Here is a 23,392-nt window from a genome sequence, read left to right as displayed (position 1 = left end):
AGGTAGATTTTTTAAAAGGGGTATGGGGAAAAATGCAAAAAACACAAACAGAACCGTTGCAACAATGGATATACCGCTTAATTGCACTTCATGATCAATTTGTTGAGATAGGCGACACAGTGCAAGCTAAAAAAACAAAACAATTGATTAAAAAAGCGTATGATGGAGAGTTTACGATTGCTTTTTGTGGTCATTTTTCTGCTGGAAAGTCCAGTTTAATTAACGAATTGATTGGGGCTCCGCTTTTACCATCTAGTCCAATTCCAACGAGTGCAAATCTTGTCAAAGTAAAAGCGGGGAAACCGTATGCGCGCGTATATTATAAAGCTAGTGAGCCGATTCAATATGTTGCTCCTTACGATTACGAAGAAGTAAAAACGTTTTGTCGAGACGGTGATACTATCGATATGATTGAAATTAGCGATGAAACAGATGCGATTCCGAGTGGAATTGTACTGATGGATACACCGGGTATTGATTCGACAGATGATGCTCATCGCTTGGCGACAGAGTCTGCTCTTCATTTAGCGGATGTTGTATTTTATGTGATGGATTACAACCATGTCCAAGCGGAAATGAACTTCGAGTTTACAAAGCGATTGTCGCAGTATGGAAAAACGATATATTTAGTTGTGAATCAAATCGATAAACATCGCGAAGAAGAGCTTCCGTTTTCACTATTTGCTCGCTCGGTGGAAGAGGCGTTTCACCAATGGGGAGTTGCATTTGAACGCATTTTTTATACGTCGTTAAAGCAAAAGAACCATGTATATAACGAGTTTGAAGCATTAAAACAACTATTACAGTCGCTTTTTGGCGAAAAAAATAAGCGACTTCAACAAAGTATACATGTTGCGGTCGAGCAAATGATTGATAACCATATGCAAGTAGTGATTGCGCAACAGGAAGAAGAAGAGCAAAACATTCGTCAATTGCTTTCGTTTAATAATGAACAGGAACTTTTGAAAAAGATCGAAGAAATAGAGCAAACGATTAATGACATAAAGAAAACATGGTCAACCGCTAAGCAACAGGTTGAACAGCAGCTAGCAACAACATTAGATAACGCCTACATGATGCCTTATGAAACGAGGGAATATGCGCGTGCCTATTTAGAAGCATGTCAATCGGACTTTAAAGTCGGCTTTTTATTTACAAAGAAAAAAACCGAGGAAGAACGAGAAAAAAGATTGAGTGCTTTTTATAAAGATTTACATAAAAAAATTGAAAGTCAGTTGGAATGGCACATTCGTGACTTGTTGAAACGGTTTTACGAGCAATATGATATCCGTGATCATGAATTGTTACATCATATTCAACAATTAACAGTTCCTTTTTCTGAACAATGGCTTGCTGAACGGAAACCGAATCAACCGCTTGTCACGGGAGATTATGTTTTAACGTATACGAACGATCTAGCAACCGAAATCAAACGCTCATATCGCGACATAGCCCTTCAACTAGTCGAGCAAATGATTGAAAAAGGAAAAGCACAACAACAATTAGCGATGTATGAGCAACAATTTGCACAGCTCACCGAGGAACATTCGCGTTGGGAACGATTAAAACAACTTGCGCGTCAACGTGAACATGTGCGTCAACAGTTGCGAAAAACTGTCGAAACGGCAAAGCCACTAAGCGATGAAGCCGTTTATCCGTTTATTCATGAGACGTTTATGATGCGATCGAACAAACGAAAGACAGAAGAAGTTTCCCGTGCGAACGAAAAGATACAAGAAGAACAGCCAATTCCACCAGCACAAACGACGAGCGAGACGGTTGAACAAATGATTGAAAAATTGCGTACGGTTAGCCAAATGATTGCTTCGATTGAAGGATTGAAACAATTAGCGAAAGAAATGGGAGAAAAGGTTCGCCAGCTTCAACAACGGACGTTTACGATTGCCCTATTCGGAGCTTTTAGTGCTGGAAAATCTTCGTTTGCAAATGCGTTAATCGGCGAACACGTCTTACCTGTTTCGCCACATCCAACAACGGCGACAATTAATAAAATTGTTCCACCAACAGATGAGCATCCACATGGAACCGTTGTCGTACAAGTAAAGACGGAGCAACAGCTTTTAAACGATTTACAACACTCCTTGCGTTTTTTCGGTGTACAAGTTCATTCATTGCAAGAGGCGATCGAAGAAAGCGAAAAGGCGATTCGAAATCACCATGTTGAAGCAAAAGAACGGGTACATTGGGCATTTTTACAAGCCGTTGTGCGTGGGTATGAACAAATGAAAGAACAGCTTGGACACTTACTTACGATTTCACTGGAGCAATTTGACGAATATGTAGCGAATGAAACGAAATCGTGTTTTGTTGAATGGATTGAGTTATATTATGATTGCCCATTAACTCGTGAAAACATCATTCTTGTCGATACACCAGGGGCAGATTCTGTCAACGCTCGTCATACAGGAGTCGCATTTAACTACATTAAAAATGCTGATGCGATTTTCTTTGTCACATATTATAACCATGCGTTTTCAAAAGCGGATCGCGAATTTTTAATTCAGCTTGGTCGGGTAAAAGATACGTTTAGTTTAGATAAAATGTTTTTTATTATTAATGCAGCTGATTTAGCGCATACAACAGAGGAATTACAAGCCGTTGTTCACTATATAAAAGATCAGCTTTTACAATTTGGCATTCGTCATCCTCGTCTTTTTCCATTATCGAGTAAATGGGCGCTTGCCGAAAAGAACGGGGAAACATTTAAACATGACGTATTATCAAATTCAGGAATGAGCACGTTTGAGCAAGCCTTTTATCCATTTATTCATCGAGAGATCGGTTCGTTAGCGATAGCTTCCGCCCGTTTACAAATGAAACAAGCGCACAAACGGTTAGCAGAATATATTGCAGAAGCAAAACAAAGCGATGATATAAAACGCAAGAAGCTACAAACATTACAACAAGAGAAACGACAGCTTGAGCGGATCATCGAACAATACGAAACAAATCATGACATTCATGCAATCGAACAAGAATTGAATGAGTTAGTTTATTACATTCAACAACGCGTTTTTTTCCGTTTGTCAGATTGGTTTAAAGAGTCGTTTAATCCGTCCGTTCTTCATGATCGACAAGCAAATATAAAAAAAGTGTTACAATTATGTTTAGACGAATTGTTGTATTCCATTGGATTCGATTTGGCGCAAGAAATGCGAGCGACTAGCTTGCGCATGGAAGCGTTTATAAGCAAACGTTATGATCTTCATTTTATGGCGTTAGAGAAACAGTGGAAGGAAGTTCATGATCTCATTGTAACAAAAGTCGATCTTCCTGTTTTTCCAACATTGGAATTTCCACTTGCTTTTGAACAACTAGAGCGCAGTATATTTAAACCAGCGCTATCGTTGTACAAAAATGCGAAATCATTTTTTGAAAAAGATGAAAAGCGGTTGATGAAAGAACAATTAGAACGACAACTACACGAGCCGGTTGTAGCGTATATAAATGAACAAAAACAACGCTTGCTTGCGCATTATACAAAACAATGGAGTACCGTTATTGAGCGGCTTCATTGTCATATGTGTGAACAGATGAATGAACATTTTGCAGGTTTACTTTCGGCATTAACCGCTCAAGCATCAATAGATGAATTGCAACGCATTTACGATATGATTGGAGGAATGAATGATGAGTGAAGTTCATCAAGCAATTACAGCGCATTCACAAAAACAACACGCACTCGTTCGAGCATTTGTCGAGCTAGATGCGAAACGGGAGATGTATATTGAAGAAGCAGTTGCTTTATGTCAACGAGGAGAGTCATTTTCTGTACACAAGATTAACGAAGTGACAAAACAAATAAATGAACTAGCGAAAAATGGGATTGTACCACAACGAAAATATGTGACGGTTGACATGGTAAAGGAATATGTCCAAAAATTAAATAATCAATCATCGTAGTGTAAAACGTCCCATTCGTGCATACTATTTGTGTACGAAAAGGAGGGTATGAAACAATGGGACGAACAAAATTAGGAAACGCAAATGCACAACGAAACAATAACGCCAAGCAAAAAAATGACTTCAATAACGAATTTGCTTCATATGCTGAAGTGGAAGTAAAAAAAATGAGCAATGAACACAAAAATATTCGATAAGGCGCGCACGCGCCTTTTCTTATGAGATGACAAATAGAAGGGTAGGTATGTTGATGAAAAAGTGGTTTGCCATCATTGTTTTATTTAGTTTTTTTGCATATATGCTTTGGGAACATATGACGGAAAGACAAACAATAGCAACCGGTATTCATGTAGGAATGAAGGCTCCTGATTTTTCCCTACAAACAACTGACGGGAAAACGGTTCAACTTTCACAACTGCGCGGGAAAGCGGTTATTGTGAATTTTTGGGCGACGTGGTGTCCGCCGTGTCGCGCAGAAATGCCAGATATGCAAACATTTTATGAACAGTATCATAGACAAATAGAAATTGTAGCTGTAAATGTAATGGTGAGAGATTCACAAGAAAAGGTACGTGAGTTTATTAAAGATTACCATTTAACATTTCCAGTTGTATTAGATGTTGATGGCGATGTGATGAAACAATATGACATTCAACCAATCCCCACATCGTTTATTATTGACCACCAAGGAATTATTCGCGAAAAACAAATTGGCCCCATGTCATACGAACAAATGGTGCGATACGCAGAAAAATGGGGGAAATAGCCGAGTAGTCGGCTATTTTTTGTATATTTTTCATTATGTTTGGAAAAGATAGAAAAAAACAAAAAGTAGGTGAATACGTGATGAGGAAAATAAGAAAACGAACATTTGCAGAGCTAGTGATGGAAAATAAGCGACAGCTACTGAACGATGTCCGTGCGTTAGAAAAATTAGAAGAAAAAATGGAAACACGCTGGCTTCATAAAGCAGAGTAATGTGGTCATACTACAAGGGAGAGGGGGATGAAAAATGGGTAATCCAAAAAGTAATCAACAGCCATTTGTGCCGCAACATATTGGAACGAAGCCGAGAGCAGCCGGCGGCAATAAAGGAAAGCAAATGCAAGATCAATCTGGTCAACATCCACAAGTGATTCAAACGAAAGGGGAATAATAAGGGCGAATGTTCGCCCTTATTATAGTTTACATAATTTTTTTATGATAAACAAAATAATATGTATAACGTCAAAAAAAACGTACACGATAAAGGGTGTACATTTTTATTTTGATAAGGAGGATGATAAAATGAAGCCTAATCATGATGACCGTCGCGATAATGTAGAAAAGTTACAGGACATGGTACAAAACACGCTCGAAAATATTGAAAAGGCGGAAGAAACGATGGCATTCGCTATTCCAGAGGAACGCGAAAAAATTAGAGAGAAAAATCACCGTCGCGAAGAAGCAATTGAAGCGATGCGTGCGGAAATTAAGGATGAGGCAAAAGCGCGAGAAAACGGATATGAATTGTAAAAGCCGCATATGTGCGGCTTTTTGTATGTCTTCTTTTGTTTCGTTATAAGTGTGGATTTTCTGCTTTCCTCATGTTTATGGTAAAATGGTGATAAAGTATCGTCATTTTGGAGAGTGAGAAAAATATGATCATTTCACAAAAAGAGATTGAAGTTCGTTATGCTGAAACAGATCAAATGGGCATTGTCTATCACGCAAATTACTTAATTTGGCTAGAGATAGGACGAGCTCATTTTATTCAACAGCTTGGTTTTCAATATGCTGACATGGAGAGACGAGGAATTGTGTCACCAGTTATAGATTTACAAATTTCCTATAAAAAACCGTTGCGATACGGAGAAACAGCCACAATTAAAACATGGGTGGAATCATACGATGGTATTCGAGTTGTTTATGGGTATGAAGTGTTAACTCCAACGAATGAAATAGCAGCAACAGCAACTTCGAAACATGTTTGTGTAACGAAAGAGACGTTTCAACCTGTTTTGATTAGAAAATATTTTCCTGATTGGCACGAAGCGTATGAACGCGCAAAAAAGAGATAAAAGCGGGAAATTCCGCTTTTATCTATACATAAATATCGGTTCGTTTTGTTTTTCATCAAACTCAACATGTAAATCGTGACCATCAAAATACCACGTATCGTTCTGTTCGATAAAAAAGATAATTCCATCTTTCTCTAACATTATGGCTGCATCGATTGGCGCTTCCTTATTCACTCCTAGAGAAAAGCCTTTTTGTACATTGCTACATCCACCATATCGAGCGAAAAAACGAACATAGTCCCCACGCTGTAATTGGAGTTCTTCTTTATACCACTGAAATGCTTGATCACATATGTATATGTTCATCATATTCACCATCCTTTACAAAAGATTATAAAAGAATACGAAATCTTTTTCTATTTTACGCACTCATTTTGAGAAAAAATAAAAAAGGAACTATACAAATCGTGGCAAAACATGTATCATTAATCCGTGATGATTGTCAAAAAGAAAGGAGTGACAGTTCCGTTATGAGCAGGGCAAACACGAATGAACCAGAACCAGCAATAATAGGGGAAGTAGCTTCGTTTTTTGACGCTGGAACGTACTGCTCACAAACGAAACAGGCGCTCCAACGACAAAAAAGTGGCGCTTACCTCTTGTAGAGAAGATAGGGGGAGTTACGCCATGATGAACATTTATTTATCTAACGATCAAGGAAAATTAGAGGAAATTCAAGAGCTAAAAAACGGTTGTTGGGTAAACCTCGTTTCTCCAACAGAAAGTGAAATTCGCTACATTGCAGAGCATCTTAATATTCCGATTGACTCGATTAAAGATGCACTCGATGATGAAGAGCGGTCACGTATTGAAAAAGAAGACAACCACGTGCTCATCATCGTTGATATTCCGATTATTACGTACGATGAAGGAAACATTCCAACATATGAAACCATTCCAATTGGAATGATTATTACAAACACCTGTTTCATTACTGTTTGTCTTCAAGAAAATCCAATTTTTGAGGAGTTTACAAAAAATAAGGTGAAACATTTTTATACGTATATGAAAACGCGTTTTGCGTTACAAATGTTATATATGATTTCTACGTATTACTTAAGATATTTAAAGCAAATTAATCGAAAAACAAGCGAAATTGAAAAACAGCTACATCAATCGATGCAAAATAAAGAGTTGTTTTCTTTACTCAGTTTAGAAAAGAGTCTCGTTTATTTTACGACATCATTAAAAGCAAATAATATCGTGATGGAACGTTTACTTCGTTTAAATTATTTGCGGATGTATGAAGACGATCAAGAATTATTAGAAGATGTCATTATTGAAAATAAGCAAGCTATTGAGATGACAGAAGTATATAGTAGCATTTTAAGTGGGATGATGGATGCATTCGCTTCCGTCATTTCGAATAATTTGAACATCGTCATGAAATTTTTAGCTGCGATTACAATTGTCATCTCCTTTCCAACGATGGTGACAAGCTTTTATGGAATGAATGTTCCGATTCCATATCAAGATAAGCCGTATGCGTATTTAGTTGCTTTAGGTATTTCTTTCGTTCTTTCGAGTATTACAGCGTTTATTTTCTGGAAGAAACGTTATTTTTAAAAGGACGGTATGTACCGTTCTTTTTTTGTGTCCTAAATAAAAACGAACATTAAATAAAAAAAAATAAAAAAAGATCGTTTTTATTGACTGATTTTGTGCTATTTAGTATATTAACATTCGGGAAATAGAAGGTGAGGGATGAATAATGAGCAATCGTTACGATGTGATTGTTGTTGGAGCAGGTCCAACGGGAATTTTTACTTGTTATGAATTGACATTAAAACTACCAGGGGCACGTGTGTTACTGGTTGATAAAGGGCACGATATTTATAAACGAAATTGCCCAATCTTGCAGAAGAAAATTGAAAAATGTCCGCCACCGGTTGGAAAAAAAGATTACGCAGGTTGTTTACCTGCTTGTTCAATTACAAATGGATTTGGGGGAGCAGGGGCTTATTCAGATGGTAAGTTTAACATTACGAGTGAGTTCGGTGGATGGATGACCGATTATTTACCTGATTCGACGGTGTTACAACTCATTCGTTACGTGGACGAAATCAACTTGAAGCATGGTGCTACACATACATTGACGGATCCGCTTACAGATGAAGTGAGAGAAATTGAGAAGCGTGCTTATGCAGCTGGATTGAAATTGTTACGCGCACAAGTTCGCCATCTTGGTACAGAACAAAACTTAGAGATTTTAAAGAGCATATACGAATATTTGCGTACACACATTGATATGATGTTTAAAGAAGAAGTGAGCGATATTTTGACGGAAAAAATAGATGGTACAAGTCGTGTGAAAGGAATTCAATTAAAAAATGGGGATATGATTTATGCTGATCGTGTCGTCATCGCTCCAGGACGTGACGGGTCAGCTTGGTTAACGAATATATTGAAGCGACGTGGATTGAAAATGATCAATAATCAAGTCGATATCGGCGTTCGTGTCGAAACGTCTAACGTTGTTATGGAGGAAATTAATACACATTTGTACGAAGGAAAGTTCATTTTTAATACATCCGTCGGCACACAAGTTCGGACGTTTTGCAGTAACCCTTCTGGTCATGTCGTTGTTGAAAACCATTCTGGCATTATGCTTGCTAATGGTCATGCGTATAAAGATCCGAAATTAGGAAGCAACAATACAAATTTTGCTCTCCTAGTTTCCCATAAATTTTCGGATCCGTTTGACCAGCCGAACGAATATGCACATCAAATTTCCCGTTTGGCAAATGCGCTATCTAACGGGGGAATTATTGTTCAAAAATACGGTGATATTTTAAAAGGTAGACGTTCAACAGAAAAACGGATTAAAGAAGGATTTATCGAACCGACGTTAAAGGAAGCCGTTCCTGGAGATTTAGGACTCGTTCTCCCGTACAACACGATGAAAAGTTTAATCGAAATGACAGAAGCGCTAAACGTTGTTACCCCAGGCATCGCTTCAGAACATACACTTTTTTATGGTGTAGAAGCGAAGTTTTATTCTGCCCGTCCCAAGTTGAATGAACGTTTTGAAACAGAAATTTCAGGGCTGTACGTTGGGGGGGATGGTGCAGGAATTACACGCGGTCTGGCTCAAGCAGGGGCATGCGGGGTATGGATTGCGCGACATATTGTAGAGACGTATAGCTAGCGAGAATGACTCGCTAGCTATCCTTTTTGTTAACTTATATAAAAATAATGTTGACATATATCCGTTGATCGAATACGATTATTGGTAATTAGAAGTAAAAGGGGGAGAATCATGGATTGGTTATCGTTAGCAGATCGTGTGTTAGACGGGGGAGAAATTACAGACAATGAGGCGCTTGCTATATTAAATTGCCCCGATGATGAGCTATTACTATTACTCCAAGGCGCTTACCGCATTCGCAAAACGTATTACGGAAATAAAGTGAAATTAAATATGATTATGAATGCAAAGTCAGGATTGTGCCCAGAAAATTGCGGATATTGTTCCCAATCTTCTATATCAACTGCTTCAGTTCCGACATATAAAATGGTAAATAAAGATACCATTTTACAAGGAGCCAAGCGAGCGTATGAGTCAAAAATAGGAACATACTGCATTGTCGCAAGTGGCAGGGGGCCAAGCGATAAAGAAATTGATATTGTTGTATCTGCAGTGAAAGAAATTAAAGAAATGTACGGTTTAAAAGTATGTGCCTGTCTGGGAATATTAAAACCGGAACAGGCGTTGCGTTTAAAGGAGGCGGGTGTCGATCGCTACAATCATAACATTAACACATCTAGAGAACATCATCCTCACATTACGACTTCCCATACATACGATGATCGGGTACGTACGGTAGAAACGGTCAAGGAAGCAGGGATGTCCCCGTGTTCTGGTGTGATTATCGGTATGAAAGAAACAAAACAAGATGTGGTTGCAATGGCGAGAAGTTTAAAAGCGTTAGACGCGGATTCGATCCCTGTAAATTTTCTTCATGCGATTGATGGAACGCCATTAGAGGGGACAAAAGAATTGCATCCGCGCTACTGTTTAAAAGTGCTGGCATTATTTCGATACACTAACCCTACGAAAGAAATTCGTATTTCTGGAGGCAGGGAAGTAAACTTACGTAGCTTACAACCGCTTGGTTTGTATGCTGCGAACTCCATTTTTGTTGGAGATTACTTAACGACTGCGGGACAAGAAAAACATGCTGATTTTCAAATGATTGAAGATTTAGGATTTGATATTGACTTTGCTCCAGCATCTTATGTGAGATAAAAAAGCCGACGTTGTGTCGGCTTTTTTATCTATACATATACTATTACTAATTACGATGCTTAACATTGGAGTGAAGTTCATGTGATATCACGAAAATTTGAAAATGAGCGATTGCGACGAAGACAAGAAGAAAAAGAGATTATTGACGGTTTATTAGATATTTACAACGACTATAAATGGCTGCATGAATGGTTTGGTGACGAACAGTATGAACAGATGATGAAGCAAGTCGTTGAACAACTAAAAAAATTTACTCGACGGAAACGACGCGAATAACGCTATATACATTGCCATAACAAATATATGAAATATGGTATGCAAAAAAAGAATATGATGCAGAATAATGTATTCGTGATCGTTTCCATCCATTGATCCATTCGTTCGTCCATAAGCTTGTCCTCCGCTCTTTTTTACTTTCAACGTATGTGCGCACAACGGCAAATATACATAAAAACGGATGACATAAATGAATGATTTTTTCATAACATAATACAAAGGGGGCGATGTTGTGAAAGAAATTGAAGTCGTTATTGATACGGAAGAAATTGCGGAGTTCTTTTACAATGAACTTGTTCGGCGAGGCTTTGTCCCAACAGAGCGTGAAATCGAAGAAATAGCAGATATTATGTTTGATTATTTGATTGAAAAATGTATTATTGATGAAGAAATAATTGACGAATAAAACGGCGGTTGTTCCGTCGTTTTTTATTTGAAAGTTGAAACGTTTTTCTTTCTTATTCGTAAAACATATAGAATGAAAAATAATGGGGGGTTGTTTTATGGGACTATTTAATAAAGTTTTAGCAAGTATTGGTATCGGGGCAGCGAAGGTAGATACGAAGTTACACGAATCGCAATTATCACTCGGTGAAAGCATTACAGGAGTTGTAGAGATGACAGGCGGAAATATAGATCAACAGATTGATGATATATATTTATCTCTTTGTGCTACATATACAAAAGAAGTAGATGATCGAAAAGTAACGAAGCATGCAATCATTGAAAAGTGGAAAATTGCTCAATCCTTTGTTATTCACGCTGGTGAAAAGAAACAATTTCCGTTTTCTTTTTCTCTTCCGATTGATACGCCAATTACAGTCGGAAGAACGAGGGTGTGGCTACACACAGGACTTGACATAAAAAATGCGATCGATCCAACAGATGAAGATTATATTCGCGTTCAACCAACTAGAGTCATGAATGCAGTATTTCAAGTGATGGAAAACTTAGGATTCCGTTTAAAAGAAGCCGAGTGCAAAGAGGCCGCTTATCATGTTCGTAAACGACTTCCATTTGTTCAAGAGTTTGAATTTGTACCGGTTAGTGGTGAATTTCGTGGAAAGCTTGATGAAGTGGAAATCATCTTTTTCCCACATGCACTAGGTGAATGTGAATTGCTTATGCAAGTCGATCGACGGGCGCGTGGGTTAACTGGATTATTTGCAGAGGCACTTGATTTAGATGAAACATTTATCCGCGTCACCATTCATGAGCAGCATATTCAAACATTACAAACAGATCTTGCTGCCTTGATTCGACGATATGCTTAAAAGATTGGGAGCTCCCAATCTTTCTTTTTTGCGTAGAAATGTCGGAAGATTATATATATTCGACAAAAATAGTAAAAAAATGCAAAAGGAATCGACAAAACGAATCACTAATATGTTACGTAATGAAGAAAGGGAGTGGATGTTAGTGATTCGAATGTTTATGGGGAAAATATTAAAACCCACACAATGTTATGACGTAACGTTATTTCAAACTCCGCAATTTGGTCAAACAAAAGGATATCGACAAGTGTATCGACTGACGGTGGATGGGGAAGATCATGATGATGTATTGGCTGAAGTTTATCGCATGTTTAACGTTCCTGATTTAGTACCGAAAGATTATGAGGCGCGTTATGTTGGGACAGGTGACATTTTACTCATTGATGAAGGAAAGTACGGTCAATTTTTTTATCGTTTAAGTCCGGATGGATGGGAACGCATTCATCGCATGCATGTACGTTAAAAAATGTCTTTAAATGTTCACAAAATTGTGCTATATTGTATATAGACAATTAGCACAAGGTTAGAGTATGATAAAAAATTCCCCTTGTGCATGCAAGGGGATTATCTTTTTCGTCTATCAGCATTGTACTCTTTATCGTGTGCTTCAGCTTCAGCGATCAACGTTTCTTTTGGAACATGATTGTTTTTCTTCGGGCTATTGATGCGGTTGCGATGTTTTTTTCCCAATCGTAATCCTCCTTTACATGTAGTGACATCCATTAATATCGACAGGCTCATAAAAAATATACACATGGGGTGGGAAAAGCGATGTTTGCGTTCATCATTTCTTCGATTGTCGGCATTATTGCGATTTTTTGTTCATTGTTTATTAAGTTCGAATTAGAGCGATTTATTGGAAGAAGAAAGAAAATTTTTTTACTCCATTTTGCAAACATTAGCATCACTAACGTTGTAATTGCAAGCGCTTACTATGTATTTAGTGGGATGTTCGAAACGAATGCACATCCATTTTACCTCATTTATTTAGCGTCTTTGGAAGCAATGTTACCGATTTATGTTGTTTGTTATTTAATATATGAGCATTACGAACAAGCGAAGAAAAAATATGTCGTAAGCGAAGATAAAAAAGTTTTATATGTAAAACCAAAGTATTTTCGAAAAATATCGTAACGAGGGGACGCCCCTCTTTTTTTTATACATGAAAAACAATGCTTTAGCGAAACATAGGAGTGTGGTATAGTATATATGCAACGATAAAGCTTAAAGGAGGATGCTTAATGAGCGTTCATATTGGAGCGAAAGAACATGAAGTTGCGGATAAAATTTTACTTCCAGGGGATCCGCTTCGCGCAAAGTATATTGCCGAGACGTTTTTAGAAGGAGCTACTTGCTATAATCAAGTTCGTGGTATGTTAGGATTTACAGGTACATATAAAGGACATCGCATTTCTGTTCAAGGAACCGGTATGGGTGTGCCATCCATCTCTATTTACGTTACAGAATTGATGCAAAGTTATAACGTTCAAACGTTAATTCGCGTTGGAACGTGTGGTGCCATTCAGAAAGATGTAAAAGTCCGCGACGTCATTTTAGCGATGGCATCTTCAACCGACTCACAAATGAATCGTATGACGTTTGGAGGGATTGATTACGCCCCAACAGCTAACTTCGACTTGCTGAAAACAGCATATGAAATTGGAAAAGAAAAAGGGTTGCAACTAAAAATTGGAAGTGTATTTACAGCTGACATGTTTTATAATGAAAATGCACAATTTGAAAAACTGGCACGTTACGGTGTACTTGCTGTAGAGATGGAAACAACAGCGCTTTACACATTAGCCGCAAAATTTGGCAGAAAAGCGTTATCTGTCCTAACAGTAAGTGATCATATTTTAACAGGGGAAGAAACAACAGCTGAAGAGCGTCAAACGACATTTAATGAAATGATCGAAGTAGCACTTGAAACAGCGATTCGTCAATAACAAAGAAGGCTCCTGCGGATCATTCCTCGCGGAGCTTTCTTCTATTTGTGAGGGAGAAAAAATGAAAAAATGGTTATGTTGTTTTGTCATTATAATTGGCGGCTGTCAATCATTTGGATCACTTGAGCAAGAACCAAAACCGTCTAAACCTCCTGTACAAGTTGAAGAGCCATCTTCTGAAACACCGGTACCATCTTCTGAAACGAAGGAACAAGAAGAACTTGTACTTGAAGAACGATTTTGGAATCAAATTGAAGTGCAAAATGGGGTAAACGTCATTATGAATCCAGATAATGTGCTAGCTTTAGTAAATAAAGAACAGCAATTACCAGCTGACTACAAGCCAACTGACTTAGTCATTCCAAATGTTCCGTTTACGTTTAAAGAAACGAATATCGAAAAACGTCATATGCGCTCGGAAGCTGCAAAGGCATTGGAAGCGCTGTTTACAGCAGCGAAACAACAACAGATCGAGTTATATGCTGTGTCAGGATATCGTTCATATGAACGGCAACAACAACTATTTGCATCTGAAGTTCAACGATTAGGGGAAGAAAAAGCTGTTGTTGCTGTTGCGATGCCCGGAAAAAGTGAACATCAGACAGGACTGGCGATCGATATTACTAGTCCGAGTGTTCAATATACTATTACCCCCACATTTGGTGACACACGGGAGGGGAAATGGGTAGCTCAACATGCACATGAATTTGGTTTTATTATTCGCTATCCGAAAGGAAAGGAACATATTACGAAATATCAATACGAACCTTGGCATTTGCGTTATGTTGGTAAAAAAGCGGCCAAAGTCATTTATGAGAAACAAATTACGTTGGAAGAATATTTTCAAATCGTAAAGAAAATATAAGCTTACACACATTTAAATACGCGATATTTTTCAAATACAAGATCCAGCTTTTTAGAGATGTATATATATAATTCCGATCGATACACGGCGATTAGCGCTTGACGGAAATGCATTTGTTTAACAAATAAATCAATTTGCTGTTTGGCGTATTTCATTGCTTGATGTTGTGAAATCATTTGTTTTTTTATAATTTTTAATTCGATTTCTTTCAATAATGATACTGAAAAGCGAAGGATTGCTGCCTCTGTTTGATCAATAAATTGCGAAATCATCGTGTTCATTCCTCCTTCGTGCATATTTACAATTTTGAAATATACTTTACAATACATTAACATATTTGATTTAAAAAAAAATGTCGGAATGTGCGATGAAGTTTCGACAAAAAAAGGGACTGACTCAAAAGGTCTCCTTCACCCAAGGGGGATACGATATATAGTTTCATAAAGGTTTTCAGTGTCTATATATGGTTATAACAAAGGGTGCCCCGTTACTTTTGGGACACCCTCTCTTTTTATAGCACTATCGCTGCGATCCATGCGAAAATAATGACAGGAATGTTGTAATGAATAAATGTTGGGACACATGTATCCCAAATGTGATGATGTTGACCGTCAACGTTCAAACCTGATGTTGGACCAAGCGTGCTATCAGAGGCAGGTGATCCAGCATCACCAAGTGCACCAGCAGCACCAATAATCGCAATTGTTGCCATCGGACTAAGCCCAAGCTTCATACAAAGCGGAACGAAAATTGTTGCGATAATCGGAACAGTAGAAAACGAAGATCCAATTCCCATCGTGATCAGTAGTCCGACAATTAACATAAGCAATGCGCCAAGCGTTGCGTTATGGCCAATAAGTGAAGCGGCTTGTTCAACGAGTTTCTCAATGTGGCCAGTGTGTTTCAATACATTGGCGAATCCTGAGGCGCTTAACATCACAAATCCAATGAACGCCATCATACGCATACCTTCTGTTAATAAACGGTCGCTCTCTGCTAAACGAATGCACCCGCTTAAGTAAATGACGACAATTCCTGCAAATGCTCCAAAAATCATGGAATCGAGAGCAAGTTGTACGGTTAAAGCGGTGACGACAGCAATGATCGCAAACCACACTCCGCGTTGTTGAAACGATTCATTTTTTTCACTTTCTAGTTTTACTTGTTTATATGTGCGCGGTTTTCGATATGTGAAAAAAGCAAGAAGTAAACCGACGATCATTCCGAGTGAAGGTAAAAACATCGCTTTTGGAATATCTGATTTTGCAACGGCTAATCCACCTTGAGCCATATTTGATTGAACAATATCATGAAAAATGGCTCCAAATCCGGTAGGTAACCACATATACGGAGTAATTAAACCAAATGTAATAATTGATGCGACTAATCGGCGATCCACTTGCAATTCATTTAAGACGTGCAAAAGTGGCGGAATCAAAATAGGGATAAACGCAATATGGATTGGGATTAAGTTTTGTGACAAACAAGACATCAATAAAACGACAAGAAGAACAAGAGCTTTGGAATATTGTGTCCTTTTTTCTTCCCCTTGTTTTCCAACGATTTTTATAATGATATGAACAATGGCGTTCGGTAATCCTGTTTTCGAAATAGCAATAGCAAACCCACCTAACAAAGCATAACTTAAAGCGACTTCTGCGCTATTCCCTAATCCTTCTGAAAACACTTCAACTGTTTTAGAAAGGCTAAGATTTCCGATCCATCCTCCTACTAATGATGCGATTAGTAATGAAAATACAACGTTCATTCGTATTAAACTAAGAATGAGCATGACGAGTACTGAGACGACAACAGCATTCATGATGTGACCTCCATAAAATACTTTAGTTTGATAAATTGGTAGAGTGATGAAACACTAAACAATCTATCACATTTACCAATCAGCCGTCAACAATAAATTTGGTTAAACGCAATGTTATTGCATGTTCCCTAATGTTCTTCAATGAACCAATTTTGTTGCTATAGACTCACACAACATACGCCTGATACAATGTTAAAGCAAAAATGTTCAAGAAGTTGGTGAATATATGATGCAAATGAAACCAGAATTAGGGGCATGGGTAAGTATTGGCTCTTACATTGTTTTATCTTTAGCGAAGTTGTACGTCGGATATGTGTCAAACTCTGAAGCATTAAAAGCAGATGGATGGAATAACTTTACTGATATTCTTGGTTCGATTGCTATTTTAATTGGGTTGCTCATTGCGAAAAAACCGCGCGATGACAACCATCCGTACGGTCATTCACGCGCAGAACATATTTCGTCTTTAATTGCAGCATTTATTATGATGTCTATCGGTGTTGATGTGTTAATAAATGCAGCGCAAACATTGAAAGATAGAGAGTATGTTCAACCAGATTGGACAGCAGTATGGACAGCAGGTGCTTCCGCTATATTTATGTTTTTCGTATATATGTTTAATAAACGTTTAGCAATGGTGACAAATAGTCAGGCACTTGCTGCTGCAGCTAAAGATCATTTATCTGACGTGCTTGTTAGTGTAGGAACCGTCGTCGGTGTGGTTGGCGCTCAGTTACATATGCATTGGCTTGATCCCGTTACTGCCTTGGTTATTGGGGTTATGATTTGCAAGACAGCATGGGATATTTTTAGAGAAGCCTCCCATACGTTGACGGACGGTTTTGATGATGAAATGTTAAAGCGATATAAACAGGAAATTGAGCGTATTGACGGTGTGAAAAAAGTGGTTGATATTAAGGGAAGAATGTATGGCAATGAAGTAGTCATAGATGTTACCATTTGTGTTGCCCCGTATTTAAGTGTTGTAACAAGTCATGACATTTCCGATCAAGTGGAGCGTTTGCTTGAACAAAAATATGGTGTTGTTTATGCCCATGTGCATATCGAGCCATATGAACAAGACCATGTTTTTCGCGGGGAGTGAGATGAAGAAGGGAGTTACAAAATGGAAAATAAAAAACTTGGCATGATTTATGCGTTGCTTGCTTATGTGTTGTGGGGGATATTGCCTTTATATTGGAAATTACTGCAACAGATCGGGGCAGAGGAGATTTTATCTTATCGCATTATTGCTTCCTTTTTGTTTATGATTGCGTTGTTACTTATTCAAAAAAGCTGGCCTACATTTTTGCATACATGTCGATTGTTATGGCAAGAAAAAAAACAGGCATTGGCTTTAATTATTGCATCATTTCTCATTAGTACGAATTGGTTTATTTACATATGGGCTGTCAATCATGATCATATGGTTGAAGCCAGTTTAGGATATTATATGAATCCATTGTTAAACGTATTATTAGGTGTCGTTGTATTAAAAGAACGTCTCTATAAATGGCAAGTCGTATCGTTTATTTTAGCAGCTCTTGGGGTTGTGGTTATGACGATTGAATATGGGAAAATTCCATGGGTTGCACTTTCACTTGCATGTAGCTTTTCGTTGTATAGTCTTGTGAAAAAGATTATTTCTGTTCATGCAACTATTGGCTTAACTGTTGAGACGATGCTTGCCACCCCTTTGGCGTTCATGTTTATTATTCATTCGTTTGGGCAGTCGCACGATGTATCTTTTTCATTTGCAACGATGCTATTACTTATGGGAGCTGGACCAGCCACCGCATTACCTCTTCTATATTTTGCTAAAGGAGCGCAACATATTTCACTGACTCTTTTAGGATTTTTACAATATATCTCGCCAACATTAAGTTTACTGCTTGGAGTGTTTTTATTTCATGAGCCGTTTACAAATGCTCATATATATGCATTTAGCTGCATTTGGACTGCGTTGATTTTATTTTCAATTTCTAGTACGTGGGAAAAACGAAGAGAAAAGTCATTAAACATGTAGCGCCTGTCTTGTGAACAGGCGTTTTTTTCACCCATTTTTCTAAAAACTATAACGTTTTACTCAGCGATTGAATAGGTTGTTAGTACAAGAAGGAGGTGTCAAAAGATGAGTGGAGGACATCATCATGGCGGTGGCTTTGCGTTAATTGTTGTATTGTTTATTTTGTTAATCATTGTTGGTAGTGCTTATATTGGTGGCTGGGGATATTAATCAAACAATGAACAAAGGGGGAAATACGTTATGTACGGATATGGCTATGGATATGGTTACGGTTATCCAGGATACGGAAAAACATTCGTGCTCATCGTCGTGCTCTTTATCTTGCTTATTATCGTTGGTGCAGCTTGGTGCTAAAAGCAAGAGGGGTTTCCCTCTTGCTTTTATACATGTTTCCATTTTTGTCGCAAACGTATAAATAACAAAATGGCACCAGAAGCTAGACCTACAATCAAACCTAGCCAATATCCGAACGGTCCAGCGGTTGTATAACGTGCTAGTGTATATCCAACAGGCAAACCGACTAACCAATACGATATGAGTGCGATAAAAAATGGAAAGCGAACGTCTTTATATCCGCGTAGTGCTCCCTGAATAGGAGCGGCAACGGCATCAGAAAATTGGAAAAATAAAACATATAACAAAAATTGCTTCGTCCATTGCAACACATGTTTATCATTCGTATATAGGGAAGCGATCGTTTCACGAAATAACAATAGAGCGATAGAGGCAACAATAGCCATCGTAACGGCGAAAGCAATGCCAATCATGCAATAACGTTTTGCATGCCCCAAGCGATTGGCTCCCACTTCAAAGCCGACAATAATCGTTAAAGTGAGAGAAATGCTCAATGGAATCATGTATAAAAGTGAAGCAAAATTCATCGCTGCTTGATGGGCAGCGATTGCCGTTGTTCCGAATTCACTCATTAACAAGGTGACAGCTGAAAAAATGCTTGTCTCAAAAAAAATTGACAGTCCAATGGGTGTGCCGATCGACACCAATTGTTTCCAAGTAGAAAACGAAATGGGACTGAGTTTTTTTAGTATATTGTATGTGGAAAAAGGTTTACGAAAGCGAATGAGCAAAAATGCACATAACAATAAGCACCAATACGTTATGCTTGTAGCGTATCCTGCCCCTACTCCACCGAATGCAGGTACACCCCATCGTCCGAAAATAAATATATTATTCAATAAAATGTTTAATGGCAACGAGCATAGCGTTAACGTCATTGTAACTTTTGTTTGACCGAGAGCATCCATAAAGGATCGGAGAACGTAATAAATAAAAATTGGAACAATGCCAATACATAGTGCTTGTAAATATTGATAGGCAACGGTTTGCACATTGCTCTCAATATACATGTTTTCCAATAAAACAGGAACAAGAAAATAAATAATCGCCAACACAAAGCAGGCAAAGACGATCGCTACGTATACTGCCTGCTCAACTACTTTAGAAATATGTTTGTGTTCTTTCGCGCCAAACGATTGAGAAACGATTGGGGTTAGACCCGTTAAGATCCCCCCAATTCCCGTAAATATAGCAACCCAAATGTTTGAGCCAATGGCTACACCTGCTAAATCAACAGCACTATATTTCCCAGTCATCGTCACATCAAAAAAGTTCATCATATATAAGCTTATTTGTGTGAAAAAAATCGGAAATAGTATATGTAAAAATTGTTTTATTTTCTCTTTTAACGTATATGTTTCTTTCATGGGTTCCTCCAAATGCATGCAAAAAATGTGGACAAACGATATTATAACACACCATTTTTATATATTCATAGATAACCCTCTTGCTTTTCATGTTAAGTTTTGTTACATTAAAAAAGTCGTTTTTTTATTTATTAGAACATCAGGTGAGGTGACGAATATGGAATTATTACAAACGGCTGTATCATTTTTAAACAACATATTATGGTCGTACGTTCTTATCGCTCTTTTAATTATCTTCGGTTTGTACTTTACATTCCGTACAAAATTTGTTCAATTTCGTTATTTCGGTGAAATGTTCCGTGTCATTACAGAAGGACCGGAAAAAACAGGTGGGATTTCTTCGTTACAAGCGTTTTTTATGAGTACAGCGTCTCGCGTTGGAACAGGTAACTTAGCCGGTGTAGCGTTAGCCATTTCTGTGGGCGGACCTGGTGCGGTATTTTGGATGTGGTTAATCGCTTTAATTGGCGGTGCATCAAGTTTTGTAGAGAGCACGCTTGCCCAAATTTATAAGGTTAAAGATGGAAAAAGTTATCGCGGTGGTCCGGCATATTACATTGAGCAAGGGTTGAAAAAACGTTGGTTAGGTGTATTATTTGCCATCTTAATTACGTTTTCATTTGGTCTTGTATTTAACTCTGTCCAGGCAAATACAATTACATTCGCATTTGAACATGCTTTTCAAATGGATCGGACAGTGATTGGTGTTGTACTTACAATTTTGACCGCATTTATTATTTTTGGTGGTGTGCATCGCGTGGCGAAAGCATCATCGATTATTGTTCCAGTGATGGCTGGTTTATACTTATTAATTGCGTTTTATGTTGTACTTACAAATATCACCGAATTACCAGCGGTCTTTGCTTTAATTTTTAAAAACGCATTTGGTATCGAACAGGCAGTTGGTGGCGGATTCGGTGCAGCAATCATGATGGGAATTAAACGTGGATTATTCTCGAATGAGGCAGGAATGGGTAGTGCGCCAAACGCTGCAGCGACAGCAGAAGTTTCTCATCCTGTAAAACAAGGGTTAATTCAAACGTTAGGTGTATTTGTTGATACATTAGTTGTGTGTAGTGCCACGGCGTTTATGATTTTATTATCAGGCGATTACATGAAAGAAGGGCTCGATGGAATTACTTTAACGCAAACAGCGTTAAGCACACATATTGGTGAGTGGGCAAAAGGGTTTGTTGCAGTAAGTGTATTTTTATTCGCATACAGCTCAATTATCGGAAACTACTATTATGGTGAAACAAATATTGAATTTATTCGTTCAAGCAAAATGTCGTTATTGATGTATCGTCTTGCTGTATTAGGAATGGTCGTTTGGGGTTCTGTATCGAGCATTCAAATCGTGTGGGACTTAGCTGATTTATTTATGGCATTTATGGTGATTGTGAATTTAATTTCGATTTTCTTGCTCGGCCGAGTTGCCTTTGCTGCATTACAAGACTATATGTTGCAACGAAAACAAGGAAAGAATCCTGTATTTTACGCGCGGAATATCGGTGTAGATCATGAAGTAGAATGTTGGAAAGAAGAACAGATGAATTGGAAAAAAGAAGCGTAAAAATGAGGCTGCATGATTGCAGCCTCATTTTTTTGAATAAGCTGGTAGCTCAATAATAAAACATGAGCCGTGACCAAGTTCACTTTGCACACGCATCGATCCTTTATGAAGTTCAACAATTTTTCGCGACAAAGATAAACCAAGACCTGTTCCGGTAGTCTTTGTCGAAAAAAACGGATCAAAAACATGATGAATAATGGTCGGAGGAATTCCGGGTCCATTATCACGCACATAAATCTGAACAAGGTTATTGTGTAGTTTCGTTTCAATATTTACGCGTAATGATTTTTCTGTTTTTGCTTCAATTGCATTGCGAACTAAGTTAATGAACACTTGCAACAGTTGATTTTTATCAATGTAAACAACATAATGTTTTAATTTTTTATCTAAACAATATGAAAGTTCTACATTATGGAGAAGCGCTTCACTTCTAAGTAACAGATTTAAATCATTTTGAATGAATTCATTCATTTCAATCCATTCTGCTTTCACTTCACTTGGTTTTGCAATGTTTAAAAAGTCCGTAATAATATCATTTGCTCGATCGAGTTCAGGGATTAAAAGTTGATCAATAAGACTAACAATATGTTCAGGCAATTGTTCTTTTAAAAACTGCAAATATCCTCGCACAGTTGTTAGTGGATTTCGAATTTCGTGAGCAATTCCTGCAGCAATTCGACCAGCAATCGCGAGCTTCTCTGCTTCTTTCATTTGATTCAGTGATTGAAACATACTAATGACACGTTTAATCGTCCCATCTTCATTATATAAAATGCGCGTATTAATGATGCCGTAATATCGATCAAGCACTTCACAATTGTAAAGAGGTTGTTTTGTCCGCAACGTTTTTAACGTCATAATTTGTTCGTCTGGAATGTTTAGTAATTCCCGAATATGTTTGCCTATAATCTCGTCCCGATTGACGCCAACATCGTTCGCCGCTTGCAAGTTACATAACGTAATGATTCCTTCAGCATCAACAAAAACGATATGGTGAGAAACAAGATCAAAAATAGGGGCTAAAAATTGTTCTACCTGTTCAAACGGACAATCTTTTTGTAAATCAATATCCCATTTTAGGATCGGAGTTTGAATGTTGTCCTTTTCTATTGTTTCAATCGCTGGAGAAAGTACATTTCTTTCCTTTTTTATTACTTTTCCAAGCGGATAATCAACGTATGAAAACGGGAAATGAACGTGTTCCACAAAACGTTTATACAATGTTAGTTCTTCCTCAAGTTCATTTATTTTTTGTTTTAGTTGTTCGCGACTTTCCATAATTCTAACCCCTCATTTTCACTATTCCTATGTTGAAGTTTAACGCAAAATAAATAAGTCGGCTAGTATGTAAAAAAAATTTTTATAAAACTATGTTCTAAATGAAAAATGTGATAAACCGAAATATAAATGAATAAGATGAGAAAGAAAAATAAGAAAGGGGAGAGAGAATGACACCTCAGTTTATGGCTTTCATTGACCCTTACGTTTATCAAACGTTACAAGCGATTAGAGGAAAAGAAGTAGTGATTGAAACTGTGCGAGGAAATGTACACGGTACAATCCAAGACGTGAAACCTGATCATATTGTGTTAAGAAGTAACGACACCCTCTTTTTTGTGCGTATACAACAAATTGTGTGGATCATGCCGAAATAAA

Annotated in this window: 30 protein-coding genes; 24 read left to right on the top strand and 6 right to left on the bottom strand. The window is 37.7% G+C overall.

What is annotated here, in order from left to right:
• Positions 1–32: 32 nt before the first annotated feature.
• The 8 genes from HNR43_RS09645 (at position 33) to HNR43_RS09610 (ending at position 5,984) form a co-directional block, all read left to right on the top strand.
• Positions 33–3,659: a dynamin family protein gene (locus tag HNR43_RS09645; RefSeq protein WP_183243391.1), complete on the top strand. Its 3,627-nt coding sequence runs from the start codon at positions 33–35 to the stop codon at positions 3,657–3,659.
• A complete protein-coding gene (locus HNR43_RS09640) occupies positions 3,652–3,924 on the top strand; it encodes a YpbS family protein (protein ID WP_183243389.1) in 273 nt (90 codons plus the stop codon). The genes HNR43_RS09645 and HNR43_RS09640 overlap by 8 nt, the downstream gene beginning before the upstream one ends.
• 56 nt (positions 3,925–3,980) lie before the next feature.
• Positions 3,981–4,121, top strand: coding sequence for a hypothetical protein (locus HNR43_RS09635; protein WP_009361292.1), 141 nt, complete (start codon positions 3,981–3,983; stop codon positions 4,119–4,121).
• 47 nt (positions 4,122–4,168) lie between these two features.
• Complete coding sequence (locus HNR43_RS09630) at positions 4,169–4,690, top strand: peroxiredoxin family protein (protein WP_183243387.1); 522 nt, start codon at positions 4,169–4,171, stop codon at positions 4,688–4,690.
• Positions 4,691–4,770: 80 nt separating this feature from the next.
• Positions 4,771–4,902, top strand: coding sequence for an FbpB family small basic protein (locus HNR43_RS09625; RefSeq protein ID WP_183243385.1), 132 nt, complete (start codon positions 4,771–4,773; stop codon positions 4,900–4,902).
• Positions 4,903–4,936: 34 nt separating this feature from the next.
• Positions 4,937–5,080: an acid-soluble spore protein N gene (locus HNR43_RS09620; protein ID WP_003396082.1), complete on the top strand. Its 144-nt coding sequence runs from the start codon at positions 4,937–4,939 to the stop codon at positions 5,078–5,080.
• A gap of 131 nt (positions 5,081–5,211) precedes the next feature.
• On the top strand, positions 5,212–5,439 hold the full coding sequence (gene tlp, locus HNR43_RS09615; protein WP_183243383.1) for a small acid-soluble spore protein Tlp: 228 nt from the start codon (positions 5,212–5,214) through the stop codon (positions 5,437–5,439).
• 125 nt (positions 5,440–5,564) lie between these two features.
• Positions 5,565–5,984 (top strand): acyl-CoA thioesterase, encoded by a 420-nt coding sequence (locus HNR43_RS09610; protein ID WP_183243381.1) that lies wholly within the window; start codon positions 5,565–5,567, stop codon positions 5,982–5,984.
• Between the two features lie 18 nt (positions 5,985–6,002).
• On the opposite strand, the gene HNR43_RS09605 is transcribed toward HNR43_RS09610, so the two are convergent.
• The gene (locus HNR43_RS09605) at positions 6,003–6,290 is read right to left on the bottom strand and encodes a HesB/YadR/YfhF family protein (RefSeq protein WP_246346294.1); all 288 of its coding nucleotides are present in this window, start codon (positions 6,288–6,290) and stop codon (positions 6,003–6,005) included.
• Positions 6,291–6,611: 321 nt separating this feature from the next.
• Between HNR43_RS09605 and HNR43_RS09600 the strand changes: the two genes are divergently transcribed.
• The 7 genes from HNR43_RS09600 to HNR43_RS09570 all read left to right on the top strand — a co-directional run bounded on the left by HNR43_RS09600 (position 6,612) and on the right by HNR43_RS09570 (position 12,246).
• On the top strand, positions 6,612–7,550 hold the full coding sequence (locus HNR43_RS09600; protein ID WP_183243377.1) for a magnesium transporter CorA family protein: 939 nt from the start codon (positions 6,612–6,614) through the stop codon (positions 7,548–7,550).
• A gap of 145 nt (positions 7,551–7,695) precedes the next feature.
• Positions 7,696–9,132, top strand: a complete 1,437-nt coding sequence (locus tag HNR43_RS09595) for an NAD(P)/FAD-dependent oxidoreductase (RefSeq protein ID WP_183243375.1) — start codon at positions 7,696–7,698, stop codon at positions 9,130–9,132.
• A gap of 108 nt (positions 9,133–9,240) precedes the next feature.
• Positions 9,241–10,233, top strand: coding sequence for a biotin synthase BioB (bioB, locus tag HNR43_RS09590; RefSeq protein ID WP_183243441.1), 993 nt, complete (start codon positions 9,241–9,243; stop codon positions 10,231–10,233).
• A gap of 81 nt (positions 10,234–10,314) precedes the next feature.
• Entirely contained in the window at positions 10,315–10,509 is a 195-nt protein-coding gene (locus HNR43_RS09585; protein WP_183243373.1) for a hypothetical protein, read from the top strand.
• A gap of 232 nt (positions 10,510–10,741) precedes the next feature.
• Positions 10,742–10,915, top strand: coding sequence for a YozD family protein (locus HNR43_RS09580; protein WP_183243371.1), 174 nt, complete (start codon positions 10,742–10,744; stop codon positions 10,913–10,915).
• 97 nt (positions 10,916–11,012) lie between these two features.
• The gene (locus tag HNR43_RS09575) at positions 11,013–11,783 is read left to right on the top strand and encodes a sporulation protein (RefSeq protein ID WP_183243369.1); all 771 of its coding nucleotides are present in this window, start codon (positions 11,013–11,015) and stop codon (positions 11,781–11,783) included.
• A gap of 139 nt (positions 11,784–11,922) precedes the next feature.
• The gene (locus HNR43_RS09570; RefSeq protein WP_183243367.1) at positions 11,923–12,246 is read left to right on the top strand and encodes a hypothetical protein; all 324 of its coding nucleotides are present in this window, start codon (positions 11,923–11,925) and stop codon (positions 12,244–12,246) included.
• Between the two features lie 101 nt (positions 12,247–12,347).
• Here HNR43_RS09570 and HNR43_RS14290 read toward each other — a convergent pair whose 3' ends face one another.
• Complete coding sequence (locus HNR43_RS14290) at positions 12,348–12,473, bottom strand: hypothetical protein (protein WP_281380392.1); 126 nt, start codon at positions 12,471–12,473, stop codon at positions 12,348–12,350.
• 81 nt (positions 12,474–12,554) lie between these two features.
• On the opposite strand from HNR43_RS14290, the gene HNR43_RS09565 reads away from it, so the two are divergent.
• From HNR43_RS09565 to HNR43_RS09555, 3 genes are all read left to right on the top strand, one after another.
• A complete protein-coding gene (locus HNR43_RS09565) occupies positions 12,555–12,917 on the top strand; it encodes a hypothetical protein (protein ID WP_183243366.1) in 363 nt (120 codons plus the stop codon).
• Between the two features lie 107 nt (positions 12,918–13,024).
• Positions 13,025–13,729 carry a purine-nucleoside phosphorylase gene (deoD, locus tag HNR43_RS09560; protein ID WP_183243364.1) on the top strand — a complete coding sequence of 235 codons (705 nt, stop codon included), beginning with the start codon at positions 13,025–13,027 and terminating at the stop codon, positions 13,727–13,729.
• A 61-nt stretch (positions 13,730–13,790) separates the two neighbouring features.
• Complete coding sequence (locus HNR43_RS09555; protein ID WP_183243362.1) at positions 13,791–14,594, top strand: M15 family metallopeptidase; 804 nt, start codon at positions 13,791–13,793, stop codon at positions 14,592–14,594.
• Between the two features lie 2 nt (positions 14,595–14,596).
• Here HNR43_RS09555 and HNR43_RS09550 read toward each other — a convergent pair whose 3' ends face one another.
• Both HNR43_RS09550 and HNR43_RS09545 read right to left on the bottom strand, forming a co-directional pair.
• Entirely contained in the window at positions 14,597–14,875 is a 279-nt protein-coding gene (locus tag HNR43_RS09550) for a hypothetical protein (RefSeq protein ID WP_343055750.1), read from the bottom strand.
• A gap of 230 nt (positions 14,876–15,105) precedes the next feature.
• The gene (locus tag HNR43_RS09545; RefSeq protein WP_183243358.1) at positions 15,106–16,416 is read right to left on the bottom strand and encodes a Na+/H+ antiporter family protein; all 1,311 of its coding nucleotides are present in this window, start codon (positions 16,414–16,416) and stop codon (positions 15,106–15,108) included.
• 226 nt (positions 16,417–16,642) lie between these two features.
• Between HNR43_RS09545 and HNR43_RS09540 the strand changes: the two genes are divergently transcribed.
• The 4 genes from HNR43_RS09540 (at position 16,643) to HNR43_RS09525 (ending at position 18,796) form a co-directional block, all read left to right on the top strand.
• Positions 16,643–17,521, top strand: a complete 879-nt coding sequence (locus HNR43_RS09540) for a cation diffusion facilitator family transporter (RefSeq protein WP_183243356.1) — start codon at positions 16,643–16,645, stop codon at positions 17,519–17,521.
• 21 nt (positions 17,522–17,542) lie between these two features.
• The gene (gene rarD / locus HNR43_RS09535) at positions 17,543–18,442 is read left to right on the top strand and encodes an EamA family transporter RarD (protein ID WP_183243354.1); all 900 of its coding nucleotides are present in this window, start codon (positions 17,543–17,545) and stop codon (positions 18,440–18,442) included.
• 105 nt (positions 18,443–18,547) lie between these two features.
• Positions 18,548–18,652, top strand: coding sequence for a YjcZ family sporulation protein (locus tag HNR43_RS09530; protein WP_021094060.1), 105 nt, complete (start codon positions 18,548–18,550; stop codon positions 18,650–18,652).
• 30 nt (positions 18,653–18,682) lie between these two features.
• Complete coding sequence (locus tag HNR43_RS09525; RefSeq protein WP_006318569.1) at positions 18,683–18,796, top strand: YjcZ family sporulation protein; 114 nt, start codon at positions 18,683–18,685, stop codon at positions 18,794–18,796.
• Positions 18,797–18,822: 26 nt separating this feature from the next.
• On the opposite strand, the gene HNR43_RS09520 is transcribed toward HNR43_RS09525, so the two are convergent.
• A complete protein-coding gene (locus tag HNR43_RS09520) occupies positions 18,823–20,163 on the bottom strand; it encodes an MATE family efflux transporter (protein ID WP_183243352.1) in 1,341 nt (446 codons plus the stop codon).
• A gap of 157 nt (positions 20,164–20,320) precedes the next feature.
• Here HNR43_RS09520 and HNR43_RS09515 point away from each other — a divergent pair, with 157 nt between their 5' ends.
• Positions 20,321–21,736: an alanine/glycine:cation symporter family protein gene (locus tag HNR43_RS09515; RefSeq protein WP_055441304.1), complete on the top strand. Its 1,416-nt coding sequence runs from the start codon at positions 20,321–20,323 to the stop codon at positions 21,734–21,736.
• A gap of 24 nt (positions 21,737–21,760) precedes the next feature.
• Here the strand turns inward: HNR43_RS09515 and HNR43_RS09510 are convergent, their stop codons facing one another.
• Positions 21,761–23,014 (bottom strand): two-component system sensor histidine kinase NtrB, encoded by a 1,254-nt coding sequence (locus tag HNR43_RS09510; protein ID WP_183243350.1) that lies wholly within the window; start codon positions 23,012–23,014, stop codon positions 21,761–21,763.
• A 170-nt stretch (positions 23,015–23,184) separates the two neighbouring features.
• Between HNR43_RS09510 and HNR43_RS09505 the strand changes: the two genes are divergently transcribed.
• Entirely contained in the window at positions 23,185–23,391 is a 207-nt protein-coding gene (locus HNR43_RS09505) for a YuzF family protein (RefSeq protein ID WP_055441306.1), read from the top strand.
• Position 23,392: the final 1 nt, after the last annotated feature.

It is taken from the genome of Anoxybacillus mongoliensis (genome assembly GCF_014201515.1).
Lineage (GTDB): Bacteria > Bacillota > Bacilli > Bacillales > Anoxybacillaceae > Anoxybacillus > Anoxybacillus mongoliensis.
This window is presented reverse-complemented; position numbering and strand designations above follow the sequence as displayed.